Raw genomic sequence first — 17,878 nt, 5'->3', positions numbered from 1 at the left:
CCGCTTCCATTTATTTTTCTAGAAGTTCTGCACCCCAAGAATCTTTTATTTCAATTCCTAAATCATCCGCTACTTTTTTATTGATTAATAGTTTCAGATTTTGCGGATATTGTGCTGGCGTCTCGGCAGGTGTTGCTTCACCTTTTAAAATTTTCACAGCCATTTGACCAGCCTCATAACCAATATCGAAATATTCAAAACCATAAGCAGCTAAACCGCCTCGTGCAACAGAGTCTAGCTCTCCCACAACAAGTGGTAATTCATTTGTATTGGCAACATCAATAACAGACTCTAAAGCAGAAACTACTGTATTATCAGTAATAATATAGAAAGCCTCTACCTTACCAATTAGTGATTCTGTTGCTTGTTTTACATCTGCCGAAGTAGATGCTGACGCTTCTACTACTGTTAAGCCTTGTTCATCCATCACCTTTTTCACTTCTTTAACTTGTGCAACAGAGTTTTGCTCACCAGCATTGTAGACCATCCCTACTTTTTTGGCGCCAAGCTCTTTTAGGAATGCGACTGTTTTAGAAATCGTTTCAGGATGTAAATCAATTGTTCCTGTAACATTTTTTCCTGGCTTCTCCATTGATTCGATTAACTGTGCACCAACAGCATCTGTGACAGATGTGAAGATAATTGGAATATCACTTGTGGCTGTTGCCGCTGCTTGTGCAGAAGGTGTGGAGTTAGCAAAAATTAAATCTACGTTTGCACTTACTAGATTGTTAGCAATCGTTGTGTTAAGACTGTTATCTCCTTGTGCAATTTGTGGATCGTAGTCAACTTTTAAGCCAGCATCTTCAATTGCCTTTTTAAAGCCTTCCGTTGCTGCGTTTAATGATGGATGCTCTACAATTTGAGTAATCCCGATTTTATATGTTTTATCCTCTGTATTCCCGCTCTCACTTGCATTGTTTGATTCATTCCCTTTTGAATTTGTTGAACTAGATCCGCCACTACCGCAAGCAGCAAGTAGTAACACTAATCCAAAAAGAAGGAATGAAAGCTTTTTTACACTGTTCTTCACAAATAATCCCCCCGATTATATTCTCAATATCTATCACACTTTATCCAAACAAAGTGTGAATGTATCGCTATATTATCGTTATTATCAAGCTCCGTCAACAACATTATGAATGTTCTGACTTTTAAAACTGACGAAACATTTTAGTTTTTCATTCAATTCGCCGCTTTAAACCGCTAAACTACGCTATTTTAGTTAATTGCTTTCTTTTTAAAAAATAGTAAAAAATATTTATGACAATTTTACGAAGTGTGTCATATAGACAAAAAGTCTGACATTTGACTTCTGCTAGATATCTATAATAAAATATTATCTTGTGTGAAAGCACCGTGGTTCGTAACCATCCCACGCAAAAAAACTAAGGAGAAATGAATATGAAGATAAAATTTTTAGCAGCAAGTGGTATTATTGCAGCGCTATATATTGCGGTGACAATGCTTGTTGCACCGTTTGGTTTTACAGAGGTACAATTCCGTGTATCTGAAATGTTTAACCATTTGGTTGCCTTTAACCCACGCTTTGCCGTAGGGATCATTATTGGTGTATTGATCTCTAATCTATTTTCACCACTTGGCATTTACGATTTAGTGTTTGGTGTTGGTCATTCGATGATTACACTTGGACTGTTCATTTTAATCTGTAAATATGTCAAAAATATTTGGGCACGTTTAATTATTAATACATTATTATTTACTTGCACAATGTTTATTATTGCCTTCGAGTTGAATTTGGCCTTAGAACTACCATTCTTCTGGACTTGGCTAACAGTGGCGGCAGGTGAATTTATTGTGTTAGCTGTTGGTGCACCGATTATGTATGCACTCAATAAACGCCTTCACTTTCATCATTTGATTTAACAGACGAGTCTTTTTAGATTCGTCTTTTTTTCTTGACACTATTCTGAAAATAAACTACAATTCTTTCTAATATAAATGCAAGGAAGAAGAGTAGTAGCAAGCATGGTTACTTTCAGAGAGCTGGTGAATGGTGCAAACCAGTAGTAGATACTTGTGAATGGACTTCAGAGCAGCCTTATTAAATGTAAGGCCGATTCACTCCCCGTTATCGGAGTAAGAAAGCGCGCAAAAATTGCGAATGAAGGTGGCACCACGGTTACTCGTCCTTTTTAAGAGGATTAGAGTGGCTTTTTTTTATGGAAAAATTAGCATAGAGGAGTCGAGTAAAGATGAGTAAAGTAGTAGAGAAAAAAGGTTATTTCGGAGAATTTGGCGGAAGCTTTGTTCCAAAGGAGCTTCAAAATGTCTTAACTATTCTAGATGAGCATTTCCAAAAGTTTAAAGATGATGAAGAATTTAAAAAAGAATTGGATTACTATTTCCGTGAGTATGTTGGTCGTAAATCCCCACTTTATTTTGCAGAAAATTTAACAAAGCAATTGGGTGGCGCAAAAATTTATTTAAAACGTGAAGATCTTAACCATACAGGCTCACATAAAATTAATAATGTATTGGGACAGATTTTACTAGCCAAACGTATGGGGGCAAATCGCGTTATTGCCGAAACAGGTGCAGGTCAACATGGTGTAGCAACTGCGACTGCTTGTGCCATGTTTGGAATGGATTGCACTATTTATATGGGCTTAGAGGATACAAAACGTCAAGCATTGAACGTGTTTCGCATGGAGCTTCTTGGCGCGAAAGTAGTAGCTGTTGATAAAGGGCAAGGACGTTTAAAGGATGCAGTTGATGAAGCATTCGCTGACTTAGTCGAAAACTATGAAACAACGTTTTACTTATTAGGTTCAGCAGTTGGGCCACATCCCTTCCCATCAATGGTTAAACACTTCCAATCTGTGATTAGTCGCGAAAGTCGTGAACAGATTTTAGAAAAAGAAGGAAAGCTACCCGCAGCGATCCTTGCCTGTGTTGGCGGTGGCAGTAATGCCATTGGAGCATTTGCAGACTACATTGCAGATGAACAGGTTCGTCTTATTGGAATAGAGCCAGATCAAGCTGCTACATTAAACGAAGGTTCGCCCGGAGAGCTACATGGCTTCAAATGCTTAGTATTACAGGATGCAGACGGCAATCCACTACCAACCTATTCAATAGCTGCTGGTTTAGATTACCCTGGAGCAGGTCCAGAACATAGTCATTTAAAAACAATTGGCCGTGCTGAGTATGTGACTGTGACAAACAAAGAAGTCCTTGAGGCATTTCAAGTACTTTCGAAGGTTGAAGGGATTATTCCTGCCCTTGAGAGCTCACATGCGGTCGCACATGCTCTAAAATTAGCACCAACTTTATCATCTGAAGAAAGCATTATTATTAATATCTCAGGTCGTGGTGATAAAGACGTGGAACAGGTTTTCCACATGTTAACTAAATAATTCAATAAAAGAGCAACTTTCATAAAAGGAAATCGCTCTTTTAACTATATCAATGATCTAGGTATATTTCGGCAATACTATCACAAAGTTTAGCTTTTAGGAACTGTCAATATTCAGAACACTAATATATTTCAGTTAAGTAATTTAATCTATGTATGCCAACAATTCTCTTTTACAGACACATAAATCAGAACCACCAGTATAACTGGTGGTTTGCTCTGCGCGTGAAACGCTGGGGTACTGGCCCATGTCTAAAGACATTCTGAATGGTCTGCCAACCGCACTCCGTTTTCACACAAACCGCTAAAGCGGCTTACTTATTTTTTCTTTCTCTTGATTTCTTCTCCTGTGAATGGGTCAATGAATTCTTTCATCGTCATTTGATCTTGCAGGATATCTTCTTGTAATTGATTTTTTATATACTCTTGTATCTTTTTCTTATTTCGGCCGACTGTGTCCACATAGTATCCTCGACACCAGAATTGACGATTACCGTATTTATACTTTAAATTCGCATGTCGGTCGAAAATCATTAGACTACTCTTCCCTTTTAAATAACCCATGAACGCAGATACACTCAATTTCGGTGGAATACTTACCAACATATGAATGTGGTCAGGACAGGCTGTTGCCTCTATGATTTCTACATCTTTTCTTTCACATAATTGGCGCAATATTCTTCCAACATCTGCTTTAATTTGACTATAAATAATCTGCCTTCTATACTTTGGCGCAAAGACGATATGATACTTACAATTCCACGTTGTATGTGCTAAACTTTTGTTATCCATTTATGGTGGCTCCTTTCGTACGAAGTCGGTTGACTAGACCTGACTTTATTGTACGTTTGGAGTTTTTTTATTGTCCATAGCTAAAAGCTTTCCGGAACCCCCTGCATAGCAGGGGGTTTTCAAAGCACACAAATAAAAAAACGGATGTAGACTAATTCTACATCCGTTCCTTTAACGATTAGGAAATTGCCTTTTTATGCAGTTTCATTTTTAGTTTTTCTAACATATCTATCGTCATTTTGGCTAAATCATACTCTGCTTTGAAGCCCCACTCTTTTTGAGCTGCGTCAATATTTAAAGAGTTTGGCCAGCTGTCTGCAATCGCTTGACGCACTGGATCAACCTGATAATCCATCGTGAAATTTGGTAAATGCTTCTTGATTTCAGCTGCGATTTGTGATGGTTCAAAGCTCATCGCTGTAATATTAAAGGCATTGCGATGAACGAGCTTACTACCATCTGCCTCCATTAAATCTACAATAGCTTGTAAGGCATCTGGCATGTACATCATGTCCATAAACGTACCTTCCTGAATATAAGATGTGTACTTACCTTGCTCAATTGCTTCATAGAAAATTTCTACTGCATAATCAGTTGTACCACCACCTGGAGGTGTTACATAAGAAATTAATCCAGGGAAACGTACACCACGTGTATCAACACCAAAACGATTGAAGTAATAATCGCATAATAATTCACCCGCTACCTTATTTACACCATACATAGTTGTTGGACGTTGCAAAGTATCCTGCGGTGTATCTTCTTTCGGTGTAGATGGACCAAATGCTCCAATTGAACTTGGCGTGAAAAATTGCATATTTAACTCACGAGAAACTTCCAATGCATTCATTAAACCGCCCATATTTAAATTCCAAGCTAACAATGGATTTCTTTCAGCTGTGGCTGATAGTAATGCTGCTAAATGCATCATCGTATCTGCACCAAAGTCCTTTGCTAAATCGTGCATTCTTTGTCCATCTGTCACGTCCAATATTTCAAATGGGCCCTTAGTATGTTCAAGCTTTCTAATGTCTGTAGCAAGTATATTGTCCTCTCCATAAATACCACGAAGTTTTTCTACAAGCTCAGAACCAATTTGACCAAGTGCCCCAGTAACAATAATCTTTTTCATTTCTCAAAACCTCCACATATGAACAATTGTACTTGCTGAAAGTACAAATATATATTGATAAACATTGATTTAATAACACTTTCAATGAAACTCATTATAATGTGTTCGTTTTGAAAATACAACAATTATATTAATAATATTCATTAAAAGGAACATATAATCCCTTACTTCCAGTATATGAGCACTCAAAAAATATTGTGCTACAAAAATATACAAAATACAATTGTACACCTCAAAAATACAAAAAATTAAATCTTTCATAAACTAGTTTTGTAACCACGCAAAAAAAGAACCTTCTTTGCTAATTTCCGCAAAAAAGACTCCTTTTCAACATTATTCTTTAATATTAAATTAGATTGAAAAACGTTTAACAGCAATTTGCAAAACTTTTGATACTTTGCGCAATTCTTTAATGTAATTATGGAATTGTTGTTGAGCTGTTAATTGATCTGCTGTTAATGTAGCAACATGCTTAGTGGATACAGCATTCGTATCCGATATAGCTGTTAACATAACCGCATCCTCACTCACCTTTTGGGTGTGAGTGGCTATCTCTTGAACTGTAGCAGATACTTCCATCATATAAGGCTTGATTGTATGTACTTTTTCTAAAATTTGATCAAAACTTGTCGCTGTTTGTCCTGTTACGGCAACACCTTTTTCAGTAGCCAACAACACGCCCTCCATCATTTGTACTGCATAGCTCGAATCTAAATGGATGTTTTGTACAATGGATGTAATCGTTTGTGTTGATTGGACTGTTTGTTCCGCAAGCTTCCGCACCTCATTGGCTACAACTGCAAACCCCTTTCCATGTTCTCCTGCTCTTGCTGCTTCAATGGATGCGTTTAACGCTAGTAAGTTGGTTTGTGCTGTTATTTTTTCTATGACCTCAATCATTTGATCGATTGATGAGGCACGCTCAACCAAGTTAAAGATAGCTGTATTCGATTTTTCTACGGCCTGCTTAATCACTTGCATTTGCATTAAATTAGCCTGTACAATTTCAGTTCCACTCTCAGCATCTCTTGCTGTTTGATGCGCAAAGCTTTCCACGACCTGCACTTTTTCTAAAATGACTTGTACATCATTTAAAACTTCCTCTAAAGAAGCAGTATTGGAAGCCAATTTACTAGTAGAAGCAGCCGTTGAATCTGAAATAGATTGTACATCTTTTGCTATTTTTAACGTTGTTGTTGATGATTGCTCTGAGGATCCTTGCAATTTACCTGTCATTTCTTCTACTTCATAGGCGCTGTCCGTTACAGTATGGAGTAGGTGTTTTACCTCTGTGACCATTTGATTGTAAGACAGTACTACCTCACCAAGCTCATCATGGGCAACATAACTTGCATTCGCAGTGAAATCGCCTTGTTCTGCTCGTTTTAATAATGATTTCAATTGACGTGTTGGTACATTGACTGCCTTAGTTGCGATAAATCCTATCAGAATGACAAGCAACACCACTGCTAAGCATACGCCACCTAGTAACCAATAACCAAATTGCACATCTTGTTGATAATACTTCTGTTGATCCTTCGCTTTTTCAACCAAATAATTTTGTGTTTCTTCTAATAATGTATGGCTTTCCTGACTTATTGGTAGAAATGTCAGCGAATAGAACTGCTCTAGCTCACCTTGGTTCAATTGCTTATAACTCTCAATCAATTCTCCTTGTTTCTTCAGCAAGGATTTAAATTTTTTAATTTGATGACTCATTTTTTTATCAATTTCTTGGCTATCCAATTGCTTTAAAGGCTGTGCCATCTCTTTTAAAATAACCGTCATTTCTTGATAGTCACCCTGAGCATCTACGATAAAATCTAATTGACGCTGTGATTCTTCTAGCTCATTCAGCCAACCGATTGGGACAAGTCCCTGTGTGTAACTCTCACTTGCATGCCACGACATCTTCCTTAAATAATCCACACTAAATACACCCAGCAATACATTCGATAATACACAAACAATCATGAGTACAAGTAACTTGTCCTTCACCTTTATGAAACGGAAAAAATGCATGATCCTTGGCTCCTCCTCCAACTCTTACCAATAATGATAGTATGAAGATATAAAGCCAGTGTTATGTTTTTGTAAAGATTGCAAGAAGAATTAAGAATTTATGCCCATTATCTAGTTTTATATAGGTAATTTACCACACAAATAACTCCCTACCATTGATCCTTAATTATACTATTTCTGCCACCGTAACCTTCCATGCATTCCAAACGTTTATCGTATTAATAAAGAATGGAGGTATTATATTTGTCTCAACTCAAGAGGTTGGATGTAAGTTTAGTAGTTCATTTTCTTCTACTAGGTGGGATTAGCTGTCTTTTTGTCCACTCCAGTAGTGTAAATTAAGCTCCTTCATCATCAATATTATCGAACATCATGCTTATGGGAATTGTTATGACTATTCATAAGTCTTATAAAGGTAATATGTTTAAAGTAGAGGACTAACAAAATGCAAGTAGAGAAAAGACCTTCCTATTCTCTACTTGCTAAATTAAAAGGGAGGATTAATTAGTTAAAAACTCCTTAATACTAGCATTATATTGATCGATAAATATTTTCGCTTCATTATTAGGTAGTTTTAATGCGGCTAATGCGGCACCGCCAACTGGTAGGCTATAAGCACCCATAAAGTCATACTGATTGCTATTATTTTTATCAATGGAGGCTAATTTTTCAATAAATAACGTCAATTCATTAAAAACTCCACCAGCTAGCACGACTTTGACACGCGTATCTGAAAACGGATTTTTTTTGTAACAAGCATCTATACTTTGATAAAAAACATGGCACACTTGATCCAGAATCGTGTTCGCTACAGCATCACCTCTTTTAGCGCAATCAATGGCAATCTTACTTAAAGGAGAGATTGTATCTCTCGGATGTCCTTTTCCATAAACAATTTCAATTATTTGTGGAATGGATTGTAATTGAAAATAATTTAATACTGAGGATGTGAGGCTCGTTTCTGGCCCTCTTTTATCAAATGCTTTAAACACCGCTTTTAATGTGCGAATACCAATATCATAGCCACTGCCTTCATCATCAAAAATAAAGCCCCATCCTGCCGTACGCTCAACTCTGCCAGACGAATCTATACTTAATGTAATTGCACCTGTACCAGAAATCTGTACAATGCCAGACTGACCTAATGTACCAGCATACAGCGCGTTCAACCCATCATTCGACAGTGATAATTGACAGCCTTCAGGTAATAGCGAGGTTAGTAGTGTGTGGGTAATCTCCTCATTATTATTTTCCGTTACGCCAGATAGTCCCGCATGGCACTTCGTAATTTGATGAAAATCATAAGGTTGTTGTCTTTTTAAATCATTTATTAGTTCTGTTATCGTCTGCGTAAATTGCTCTAAGCTCATAGATGTGGGATTACTTTTACCTGTTTCTGCTAGTGCTATAACTTGCCCACGAAATGTTGAGATTGTCGCAATTGTTTTTGTTCCACCACCGTCAATTGCCAAAACATACAAGTACCTTCACCTCTATACGATTTTAATTGTAGAAACAATTTCTCCTACTTCCTGCCCTGCGTCATTACGCACAAATGCAGGAGACAAGGCTTTAATACGCTCAATCGTTTCTTGATTTGTATACTGAATTTGTTCCATCTAGTTGACATCTACCACCCACCGCTAATTACTTCAAGGCTTTTAGAACCATAACAATATTCTTTACAGCTTATTTACACTATCCACAACCACATCGAGTATACGATCAAGATCTTCTTGTACAATATTAAGTGGTGGTGATAGCGTTAAGACATTATTAAACCCTGCAACAGTTGCTCCATTTTTTCCAATGATAACCCCTTGTTCTTTACATTTGGCAATGACAGCATTCATCTTCTCCACTGGTAAAGGTTCTTTCGAGACTTTATCTGCAACTAATTCAATCCCAATTAATAAACCTTTGCCACGCACATCTCCTACATTTGGATGATGCTGCAATTGTTGCTGCAATGTTTGTAGTGTTGCAGCGCCAATTTCCTTGGAACGCTCAAACAACGCTTCTTGCTCAAGAATTTCAATATTTTTTAATGCAACTGCACATGCCACAGGAGAGCCTCCAAATGTATTCACATGGCGGAAATAGCTGTATGCATCTGAGCCCTTAAACACCTCATAAATTTCACGCTTCACGGCTGTTGCTGATAATGGTAAATAGGCACTTGTAATTCCTTTAGCCATCGTAATTATATCTGGCTTAACACCGTAGTTCATAAATCCAAAAGGCTTACCTGTTCGACCAAAGCCACAAATAACCTCATCCACAATCAGTAAAGCACCATGCCTTTTACACACTTCCTCAATGCCTTTTAAATAATTCTCTGGAGGCATAATGACACCGCCACCTGTAATAATAGGCTCTAAGATCATAGCCGCAATTGTGTCACTCAGTTCCCATGTCATCGTTTTATCTACAGCCTTTACACTCGCTAAATCCAATGGCGCAATAGCATCGCTTTCATGCTCACGATATTGATCAGGTGGTGCGACATGGATAAAACCTGGAGATAGTGGCTCGTATTTATATTTGCGCTCCGCCTGCCCCGTTGCCGCTAAAGCCCCAAAGGAGTTACCATGATAAGCACGGTAGCGTGAGACAATTTTATAGCGTGAGCTTTGTCCTTTTTGCTGATGGTATTGCCGAGCAATTTTAAAGGCTGTTTCATTCGCCTCTGATCCACTATTGGAGAAGAAAATAACGTAATCTCCACCAAGTAGTTCATTTAGCTTCTCAGCTAATTCCACTGCAGGCAAATGACCCTGAGATAATGGTGCATAAGCATTTTTCATCATTTGCTCATGTGCCGCATCTGCTAACTCTTTCCGTCCATAGCCAACATTGACACACCAAAGCCCTGCCATTGCATCAATATATTCCACACCATCTGTATCCATAATTCTTGCACCATCAGACCTTTCTACTACATATGTGGCTTGCGGATTATATGGTTTCATAGAATGCCAAACATATTGCTCATCCTTGGATAATACATCACTTTTAAGATTTGTCTGTGTCATCATCAAACACCCCTCACTATATTAGTTTTTCGCATCATTATTACTTGGGAACGCAAAGGAACTTGTTGTATCCTCCGTTTCATCTGGCCAGCGCTCAGAAATCGTTTTGGCCTTTGTAAAGAACCTTGCCTGATCTGGGCCAAACATATGCCCTTCACCAAACTTAGAACGTTTCCATCCACCAAAGTTATGATAGCCAACAGGGATTGGTATAGGTACGTTCACACCTACCATGCCGACTTCTATTTCCTCTTGGAATTTCCGTGCTGCTGCTCCACTGCTTGTAAACATGGTTACCCCATTGCCAAGCTCATGGTTATTGATTAAATCTATTGCCTCTTGTAATGAGTCCACCCCTACAACAATACGTGCTGGACCAAAGACCTCTTCTTTAAAGATCTTCATTTCCGATGTGACATTATTAAGGAGGGTTGGGCCAAGATAAAAGCCATTTGACGTTTCACATACTTTCGGATTTCTTCCGTCAATCACAAGATTTGCCCCTTCAGTGACTGCCTCATCGATAGAACGAATAATCGTTCCTTTCGACTCTTTAGTGATGACTGGTCCGAAATCGACGTCTTTTTCTGTATAGGGTCCAACCTTTAGTTGAGAGATTTTATTTTTTAATAGTTCCGTAAACCGTTGTTCGGTATCTTTGCCTACAACAAGTGCACCTGAAATCGCCATACAGCGCTGTGATGCTGCACCATACGCTGCTCCTAAAAAGGCATTCGCCGTTTGTTCTAGGTTGGCATCTGGCATCACAATCATAAAGTTCTTCCCACCACCAAATGCCGCAACACGTTTATTGTGCTTTGTTCCTGTTTGATAAATATATTCAGCAACAGGTGTTGAGCCAACAAATGAGATAGCTTGAATCTCTTTATTTTCTAATAGTTCATTGACAGCCTCTTTATCTCCATTGACAACAGTCCAAATGCCATCTGGTAAACCTGCCTCTTTCCATAATTGACTTATATAGAGAGCGGACATCGGTACGCGCTCTGATGGCTTTAATATAACGGCATTTCCTACTGCCACAGCCATGCTTGTAATCGCAAGCGGTACCATAACAGGGAAATTAAATGGTGCGATAGTTGCCACTACGCCGAGTGGTGATTTGGCAGAAAAGGCATTTATATTACCACCTACATTGACTGAGTACTCTCCTTTTAGCATTTGCGGTGCACTGATCGCCATATCAACGGATTCAATACCACGAACGATTTCACCTTTTGCATCGTCCTTTGTTTTACCACTTTCCTGACAAATCACATCGATAAGCTCTTCCTGTTTTTCTACTAACAACTGACGGAATCGATGTAACACTTCTACCCGTTTACCAATTGATCGTTTTTTCCATGCTGGAAAGGCTTCTTTTGCAAGCTGAATAGCATGCTTTACCTCATCTCTTGAAGCAAGTGGTACTCTTGCAATAACCTCTCCTGTTGATGGATTATAAACCTCTGAAAATCGGCCACTTGTACCAGCTACCTCTTCCCCTTGGATAAAATGTGTGAGCGTTTTCATTTCTTGCTGAACTGTCATAATTAGACCACTCCTTTATCGTATTATTGTTCAAAATCGAATTCTTCTTTGCTAAAAATAGAACTTGATTCATCGGGTTGTTTAATCGTTTTTTTCTTTTGAGTAAGTACATAGAAAATCATCACAATAGCGACGACAACGCATGTAAATAAAATTTGTAAGCGCATAGACTCTATAAAGAACATCGCCATTAATAAAGCTGTTGTAGCGAGTATTGTGAAATACGTTAAATAAGGGAATAACCACATCTTCACCTTTAATAGCTCTAAATTTTCTTGTTCAATCTTGCGTCGCATTCTTAATTGTGAAAAGGCAATGATTAAATAAAGTATTAAAGTAATCGCACTACAAGAGCTCAGTAAAAACATAAAAACTTTATCTGGTGAAACATAATTCATAATGACTGCAATATACGAGAAAAATGTAGCTGCTAAAATGGCATTGACAGGTGCACCCTTTTTGTTTAATTTTAAAAATGCTCTTGGCGCTTCTCCCTTTTCTGCTAAAGAAAATACCATGCGTGATGTTGCATAAAGTGCTGAATTTAAACACGATAGCACCGCTGTTAACACAACAAAATTCATAATTTGTGCGGCAGCAGGAATTCCAATATAATCGAGTACTGCTACATAAGGACTTGTTAAAATATCGGAGGAATGCCAAGGCAATAGCGTTACAACAACCGCAATAGAACCCACATAGAAAATTAAAATCCGCCAAGTAATGGAATTGGTAGCTTTCGTTACAGCAGCTAATGGTTCATCTGATTCACCAGCAGCAATGGCCACAATTTCTGTTCCCATGAAGGAGAAAATAACAATGACGACACCCATTAGAACAGCACCAAAACCATTAGGTAAAAAACCACCTTGCCCGACTAGATTGGTCATACCTACAGCATTAAAGTTTGGGGCGATGCCAAAAATAATGAAGGCACCAAGACCAAGGAAAACCACTATACTTGCAACCTTAATAAGAGAGAACCAATACTCAAACTCACCAAATGCTTTGACAGAAAGAACATTCGTTAAAGTAAGTGCTGCGGTTAGTAACAAACTTAATAGCCATAAAGGCATCCCGTCATACCAATATTGAATAATGGCTGCCGCTGCTGTTGCTTCTAGTGCAATCGCAATGACCCAGAAAAACCAGTACAGCCATCCAATCATAAAACCTGCCCACGGGCCAATGGCTTCATGCGCATAATGTGCAAATGAGCCACTCGTTGGATTAACAGCTGCCATTTCGCCTAGCATACGCATAACTAAAATAACGATAATTCCTGCAAATATATACGATAAAATGGCCCCTGGACCAGCTAAATTAATAACTGAACCACTCCCCATAAATAGGCCAGCACCAATTACTCCTGCAATAGCAATCATCGTCATATGCCGCTTCTTTAACCCTCTTTGTAAATGCGTTTGTTGCTCCATATCTGTCACCCCTTTTAGTAGATTGCTTGATCGCTTACAAAAATTTTACATGTTTCATAACGTTGAAGTAATAGACAAACTGTAAAATTATATACTTTTGTTTTAAACATAATGTAAAATAGACTAAATATTCTTAAAATACTATATCCACGAATTTATAAGAAAATATAAATCATCAAACAGAAAAAATATACAATGCATACAACTAAGGGAGGGGCTAAATTGAGTCCGTTTCAACTTAAAGTACTAGATGTTTTGGAAAATAAGTATTTTCATAAGGCAGAGGTTGTGGCAGGTCATGAAGGATTATCAAGGATTATCAAATGGGTACATGTTCTTGAAATCGTACAAGTTGATCATTTTTTAGTTGGTGAGGAGTTAGTATTAACAACAGGAATTAGTCTCCAGCATAGTATCGCTAATTTTACCGCATTTGTAGAAGCCATCATTCAAAAAAATTGTGCTGCTCTTTGTATTGAGTATGGCTCTTATATTCAGACCGTTCCAAAAGCAATACTAGCACTGGCAAACCGGCATCAGTTTCCCATTATTGTTTTTCATGAGGCAGTTCCTTTTGTTCGTATTACGCAGGATTTACATAGCCAAATTATCAATCAGCAATATTTAATGATTTCTTCGCTAGAATCTTATGCACAAGCTTTGAACAAAAATGCTGTCTTAGGACAAAATACAGAAGATATTTTACAAAATATGTATAATGAATTAAAAACACAAATCATGTTTTCCATTAAGGGACGCAATCCTATCTTTTTCCCCAATACGACACACCAAAAACGTCAGCAGCTATTAACATTGAACAAGTCTGCTCAGCAATTTAAACATGGGCCTATTTTTATCTTTGATCAGCATTATGCAGATTTAACACTCTATCGAGAGGATGGACTATTTTCAGAGTTTGAATTATTAATATTAGATCGTACAGCAACGGCGCTGGCACAGCTATTAATGCGAGAGTTTTATATTGAGGAAAAAAAGAATATTGAGGATGCTACAATTTTAGTCGATTGGATTGATCAAAAATTATCTAAGGAAGAAATCTATAAATTTATCGTTACACATTACGCGGGCTATACACAATCTAGTGGAGCTGTCTTTATTTTATCCTCTCCTACTACAATGACAAAGACACAGGAGGATATGGTCTATAGTAAGCTTTATTATCGAAATCTCTTTGAGCAACATGGATTTATGCCCTTTTTATTCGAAAGAAAAAGCTATATTATTTTTATTTTACTTCATACGAAAGACAGTAAAGCTATTCGTGACATATTGAATAGCATTTTTTCCACACTGCCCAATACCGACTTTTATAAAAAGCAGCAAGCACAAGGTTTTCAAATAGCCGTTGGAAAGGTTGTTTGCGATGTAGAAGAAATTCCTAAAAGCTATCAAACTGCTTTAGAAACTTTATATATTTGCCGCAAAGTGCAAACGTCCTCTTTCTTTTATGATGATTTGCATTTATATCATTTAATCTATAAATTACAAATGCAAGTGAATTTACAGGAAGTGATTTACGATTATTTACAGCCCGTTATTGAGTACGATAAAAAATACAATAGCAAGCTTCTTGAAACATTACAGGTTTATTTACAAACAAATGGCTCCAAGCAGCAAACAGCCAACCAATTATTTATTGTTCGTCAAACACTCTATCACCGCTTAAGAAAGCTTGAAGGTTTACTAGGTGAAAATTTCATGAAAGGACATAACCGCATTACATTAGAATTTATGCTATTGGCAAATTCATTGATTGAGGATAAGGGCTAGAAAAAAGATGGCACGCTCAAAAGATTACTCCCTCTTGAGCGTGCCCCTCTATTAGCCTTTCACGACAACATCATGATATAGTCCTGGTCTACGGTCGTCATAAACTGGAATTCTTCCACGTACTTCATCGACAATAGAAAAATCTACATCAATCACCGCTACTTCTTCATCCTCTGCACCGATCCAAAGTACTTCTCCCCAAGGCTGTATGATCATCGATTGGCCATTAAAGTTTTCTACCTTTTTTGAAATGCGATTAACTGCTATTACAAAACATTGGTTCTCAATCGCACGAGCTTGCAGCAATGTTTTCCAATGATCAATCCTTGGTGTTGGCCACTGGGCTGGTACAAATAATACCTTTGCTCCTTGTAATGCGTGTGCACGTAACCATTCTGGGAAACGAATATCATAACAAATGACCCCAGCAGCTTCAATATCTCCTAGAGCAAATCGATTCATTTCATCCCCTGCTTCTAAGTAGAGATGCTCATCCATTAAACGGAAAAGATGTGCTTTGCTATATTCCCCTACAAGTTCTCCATTGCGATCAAATGTATACATCGTATTATAAAATTTGTCGCCTTTCTTCGTTGAAACAGAACCACCTACAATATGTACACCAAGTTCCTGTGCTAATTCAGCCAAGAAGGATTTCGTACGTTTACCATCGACATCCGCTAGTTCAGGCAGCTTCTCTAACGCATAGCCTGTATTCCACATTTCAGGCAGCACAATGATTTCTGCTCCTTTTTTTGCCACTTCTCGAATCTTGTCCTCAGCTCGTGCAAAATTTTCTTCTACTTTGCCAAAGCCAACATTTAATTGAATACAACCGATTTTCATAGCCATTCCTCCTCTAGACAATTAACAAAAAAAGTAATACTATTTGCTTCATATTCTTCAATAATAATTATTATATTCTGAAAAGGGTGATCATGCATGGAATTCTCTAAAAAACTACAGCAACTACCCACTCAATTTTTTGCAGCGTTAGTTCAAAAAGTAAATAATGCCTTAGAAGAAGGTCGCGATGTCATTAATCTTGGTCAAGGAAATCCCGATCAACCAACGCCCCCTCATATCATTCAAGCATTACAGGAGGCGGCTGAAAATCCACAAAATCACAAATATTCACCATTTCGCGGTATCGCTGAATTACGCCAAGCAGCTGTCGACTATTATAAACGTGAATATAATGTGAATCTAAATCCTGACACAGAGGTAGCGATTCTTGGCGGGACAAAAATTGGACTCGTTGAGCTACCTTTAGCCGTATTAAATCCAGGTGATACAATGCTCTTACCAGACCCTGGCTATCCAGATTACTTATCAGGTGTCGTATTAGGTGATGTCCATTTTGAAGTGATGCCACTTTTAGCTGCAAATGATTTCTTACCTAATTATCATGCATTACCTGATGAAGTGAAAGAGAAGGCGAAGCTACTTTACCTAAATTACCCGAACAACCCTACAGGTGGTACAGCAACACTTGCATTTTTTGAAGAGACCGTTCGCTTTGCGAAGGAACACAATATTATCGTATCACATGATTTTGCTTATGGAGCAATAGGATTTGACGGTAATAAACCTATTAGCTTCCTACAAGCTGAGGGTGCAAAAGAAGTAGGAATTGAAATGTACACACTCTCCAAAACTTATAATATGGCAGGCTGGCGTATAGGCTTCGCTGTCGGTAATGCCGACATTATTGCTGCCATTAATCTAATTCAGGATCATCTGTTTTGTAGTCAATTCCCTGCTATTCAACAAGCAGCAGCAACGGCACTTACAGCTTCCCAAGAATGTGTGGATGAACTGCGAGCTACCTATGAAGGTCGCCGCAATGTACTCATTGAAGAAGCTCAAAGAATTGGTTGGCATGTAACGGCTCCAAAAGGCTCCTTCTTCGCATGGCTCCCTGTACCATTCGGCTATACTAGCGAGCAGTTTGCCGATTTATTATTGGAAAAGGCTGATATCGCTGTAGCAGCAGGCAATGGCTTCGGCCGATATGGCGAAGGCTATATCCGTGTTGGTTTACTTGTTAGCGAGGAACGCTTACGTGAAGCAATCCATAGAATCGAACAATTACAATTATTCAACCCTTAACCATGACATGAGGCTGGGACAAAAGTAAAAATGTTAGACCGATTATAAGCTCGGTCTAACATTTTTTAATTCAGGAAGGAACATGCAACTCAGTGAAAAGAAAAAGTTAGTACATTTTCGCTATTTTTCAATTTTCCTTGGCTGCTGTAAACCGTGTTCTAATGGATAAAATTGAACATGGCCTGTTTCTTCATCAAATTTTCGAAAGTGCTGGATGCCTTGAACCTCAGCTAGCACTATGTCAGCCGTAATAACAGGGTTCCCCCTCTTCATTAAATGCCCCCCTGACACGATGCCCCATTGATCACTCATAGAACCATGGAAATGTGTTTCATATCCCCCATCGCGCTTACATACTACGCCAGAGCCTTGGATCAATTCAAGTGGCCCCTCTTTTTTTATGACATCGCTAAAACTTACGTTAATCTGTGATGTTTCATCAGGTACTAAATAAACAAAGCTACTCTTTTGAAGGCTACCTATACAGCTAACAATTGTTGCTGACTCAATATGGTTCTCCTCACAAAGTGCCTCCATTCCTTCAATAATGTCTGTACCCATTAGCAATCGAGCACTCACAACCTTGCCAAATGAACCTATACCATAATTAACTCTTACAGACATTGCT

At 38.1% G+C, this 17,878-nt stretch carries 15 protein-coding genes, 1 riboswitch and 1 other annotated feature; of the genes, 4 read left to right on the top strand and 11 right to left on the bottom strand.

Features of this window, described 5'->3' with window-relative positions:
* Nucleotides 1-10: 10 nt before the first annotated feature.
* Complete coding sequence (locus tag NST76_RS02330; protein WP_089933040.1) at nucleotides 11-1,033, bottom strand: ABC transporter substrate-binding protein; 1,023 nt, start codon at nucleotides 1,031-1,033, stop codon at nucleotides 11-13.
* Between the two features lie 320 nt (nucleotides 1,034-1,353).
* Nucleotides 1,354-1,398: riboswitch (PreQ1 riboswitch) on the top strand.
* A gap of 6 nt (nucleotides 1,399-1,404) precedes the next feature.
* Between NST76_RS02330 and NST76_RS02325 the strand changes: the two genes are divergently transcribed.
* Nucleotides 1,405-1,887: a QueT transporter family protein gene (locus tag NST76_RS02325; RefSeq protein WP_141903903.1), complete on the top strand. Its 483-nt coding sequence runs from the start codon at nucleotides 1,405-1,407 to the stop codon at nucleotides 1,885-1,887.
* A 71-nt stretch (nucleotides 1,888-1,958) separates the two neighbouring features.
* Nucleotides 1,959-2,158 (top strand) — a binding site (T-box leader).
* Between the two features lie 58 nt (nucleotides 2,159-2,216).
* Nucleotides 2,217-3,380 (top strand): tryptophan synthase subunit beta, encoded by a 1,164-nt coding sequence (gene trpB / locus NST76_RS02320; protein ID WP_036117429.1) that lies wholly within the window; start codon nucleotides 2,217-2,219, stop codon nucleotides 3,378-3,380.
* Between the two features lie 317 nt (nucleotides 3,381-3,697).
* On the opposite strand, the gene tnpA is transcribed toward trpB, so the two are convergent.
* The 8 genes from tnpA to NST76_RS02280 form a co-directional block, all read right to left on the bottom strand.
* Nucleotides 3,698-4,171 (bottom strand): IS200/IS605 family transposase, encoded by a 474-nt coding sequence (gene tnpA, locus NST76_RS02315; RefSeq protein WP_271912593.1) that lies wholly within the window; start codon nucleotides 4,169-4,171, stop codon nucleotides 3,698-3,700.
* A gap of 178 nt (nucleotides 4,172-4,349) precedes the next feature.
* Nucleotides 4,350-5,303 (bottom strand): L-threonine 3-dehydrogenase, encoded by a 954-nt coding sequence (locus NST76_RS02310; RefSeq protein ID WP_141903905.1) that lies wholly within the window; start codon nucleotides 5,301-5,303, stop codon nucleotides 4,350-4,352.
* Between the two features lie 351 nt (nucleotides 5,304-5,654).
* Nucleotides 5,655-7,325: a methyl-accepting chemotaxis protein gene (locus NST76_RS02305; RefSeq protein ID WP_271912321.1), complete on the bottom strand. Its 1,671-nt coding sequence runs from the start codon at nucleotides 7,323-7,325 to the stop codon at nucleotides 5,655-5,657.
* A gap of 500 nt (nucleotides 7,326-7,825) precedes the next feature.
* Nucleotides 7,826-8,806 (bottom strand): BadF/BadG/BcrA/BcrD ATPase family protein, encoded by a 981-nt coding sequence (locus NST76_RS02300; RefSeq protein WP_342544578.1) that lies wholly within the window; start codon nucleotides 8,804-8,806, stop codon nucleotides 7,826-7,828.
* A gap of 12 nt (nucleotides 8,807-8,818) precedes the next feature.
* Nucleotides 8,819-8,944 carry a hypothetical protein gene (locus tag NST76_RS02295; protein ID WP_268987977.1) on the bottom strand — a complete coding sequence of 42 codons (126 nt, stop codon included), beginning with the start codon at nucleotides 8,942-8,944 and terminating at the stop codon, nucleotides 8,819-8,821.
* Nucleotides 8,945-9,007: 63 nt separating this feature from the next.
* Complete coding sequence (locus NST76_RS02290) at nucleotides 9,008-10,360, bottom strand: aspartate aminotransferase family protein (RefSeq protein ID WP_342545233.1); 1,353 nt, start codon at nucleotides 10,358-10,360, stop codon at nucleotides 9,008-9,010.
* 21 nt (nucleotides 10,361-10,381) lie between these two features.
* Nucleotides 10,382-11,911: a CoA-acylating methylmalonate-semialdehyde dehydrogenase gene (locus tag NST76_RS02285; protein WP_340833690.1), complete on the bottom strand. Its 1,530-nt coding sequence runs from the start codon at nucleotides 11,909-11,911 to the stop codon at nucleotides 10,382-10,384.
* Nucleotides 11,912-11,934: 23 nt separating this feature from the next.
* Nucleotides 11,935-13,347, bottom strand: a complete 1,413-nt coding sequence (locus NST76_RS02280) for an amino acid permease (RefSeq protein WP_342544576.1) — start codon at nucleotides 13,345-13,347, stop codon at nucleotides 11,935-11,937.
* A gap of 222 nt (nucleotides 13,348-13,569) precedes the next feature.
* Between NST76_RS02280 and NST76_RS02275 the strand changes: the two genes are divergently transcribed.
* On the top strand, nucleotides 13,570-15,138 hold the full coding sequence (locus tag NST76_RS02275; RefSeq protein WP_342544575.1) for a PucR family transcriptional regulator ligand-binding domain-containing protein: 1,569 nt from the start codon (nucleotides 13,570-13,572) through the stop codon (nucleotides 15,136-15,138).
* Nucleotides 15,139-15,189: 51 nt separating this feature from the next.
* On the opposite strand, the gene NST76_RS02270 is transcribed toward NST76_RS02275, so the two are convergent.
* On the bottom strand, nucleotides 15,190-15,984 hold the full coding sequence (locus NST76_RS02270) for a carbon-nitrogen family hydrolase (protein ID WP_342544573.1): 795 nt from the start codon (nucleotides 15,982-15,984) through the stop codon (nucleotides 15,190-15,192).
* A gap of 96 nt (nucleotides 15,985-16,080) precedes the next feature.
* Here NST76_RS02270 and NST76_RS02265 point away from each other — a divergent pair, with 96 nt between their 5' ends.
* Nucleotides 16,081-17,250: a pyridoxal phosphate-dependent aminotransferase gene (locus NST76_RS02265; RefSeq protein WP_271912301.1), complete on the top strand. Its 1,170-nt coding sequence runs from the start codon at nucleotides 16,081-16,083 to the stop codon at nucleotides 17,248-17,250.
* A gap of 120 nt (nucleotides 17,251-17,370) precedes the next feature.
* Here NST76_RS02265 and NST76_RS02260 read toward each other — a convergent pair whose 3' ends face one another.
* On the bottom strand, nucleotides 17,371-17,874 hold the full coding sequence (locus NST76_RS02260) for a PPC domain-containing DNA-binding protein (protein WP_058843619.1): 504 nt from the start codon (nucleotides 17,872-17,874) through the stop codon (nucleotides 17,371-17,373).
* Between the last annotated feature and the right edge of the window lie 4 nt (nucleotides 17,875-17,878).

It is taken from the genome of Lysinibacillus sp. FSL W7-1291 (genome assembly GCF_038593415.1).
GTDB lineage: Bacteria > Bacillota > Bacilli > Bacillales_A > Planococcaceae > Lysinibacillus > Lysinibacillus fusiformis_D.
Note: the sequence above shows the minus strand (reverse complement) of the source record. Positions and strands in the feature narration are given on the sequence as shown.

What these genes read in the sequence shown, in the direction of transcription:
- NST76_RS02325 (WP_141903903.1), top strand. Translation starts at nt 1,405, where the DNA reads ATGAAGATAAAATTTTTAGCAGCAAGTGGTATTATTGCAGCGCTATAT.
- trpB (WP_036117429.1), top strand. Translation starts at nt 2,217, where the DNA reads ATGAGTAAAGTAGTAGAGAAAAAAGGTTATTTCGGAGAATTTGGCGGA.
- tnpA (WP_271912593.1), bottom strand. Translation starts at nt 4,171, where the DNA reads ATGGATAACAAAAGTTTAGCACATACAACGTGGAATTGTAAGTATCAT.
- NST76_RS02310 (WP_141903905.1), bottom strand. Translation starts at nt 5,303, where the DNA reads ATGAAAAAGATTATTGTTACTGGGGCACTTGGTCAAATTGGTTCTGAG.
- NST76_RS02305 (WP_271912321.1), bottom strand. Translation starts at nt 7,325, where the DNA reads ATGCATTTTTTCCGTTTCATAAAGGTGAAGGACAAGTTACTTGTACTC.
- NST76_RS02295 (WP_268987977.1), bottom strand. Translation starts at nt 8,944, where the DNA reads ATGGAACAAATTCAGTATACAAATCAAGAAACGATTGAGCGTATTAAA.
- NST76_RS02290 (WP_342545233.1), bottom strand. Translation starts at nt 10,360, where the DNA reads ATGACACAGACAAATCTTAAAAGTGATGTATTATCCAAGGATGAGCAA.
- NST76_RS02285 (WP_340833690.1), bottom strand. Translation starts at nt 11,911, where the DNA reads ATGACAGTTCAGCAAGAAATGAAAACGCTCACACATTTTATCCAAGGG.
- NST76_RS02280 (WP_342544576.1), bottom strand. Translation starts at nt 13,347, where the DNA reads ATGGAGCAACAAACGCATTTACAAAGAGGGTTAAAGAAGCGGCATATG.
- NST76_RS02270 (WP_342544573.1), bottom strand. Translation starts at nt 15,984, where the DNA reads ATGAAAATCGGTTGTATTCAATTAAATGTTGGCTTTGGCAAAGTAGAA.
- NST76_RS02265 (WP_271912301.1), top strand. Translation starts at nt 16,081, where the DNA reads ATGGAATTCTCTAAAAAACTACAGCAACTACCCACTCAATTTTTTGCA.
- NST76_RS02260 (WP_058843619.1), bottom strand. Translation starts at nt 17,874, where the DNA reads ATGTCTGTAAGAGTTAATTATGGTATAGGTTCATTTGGCAAGGTTGTG.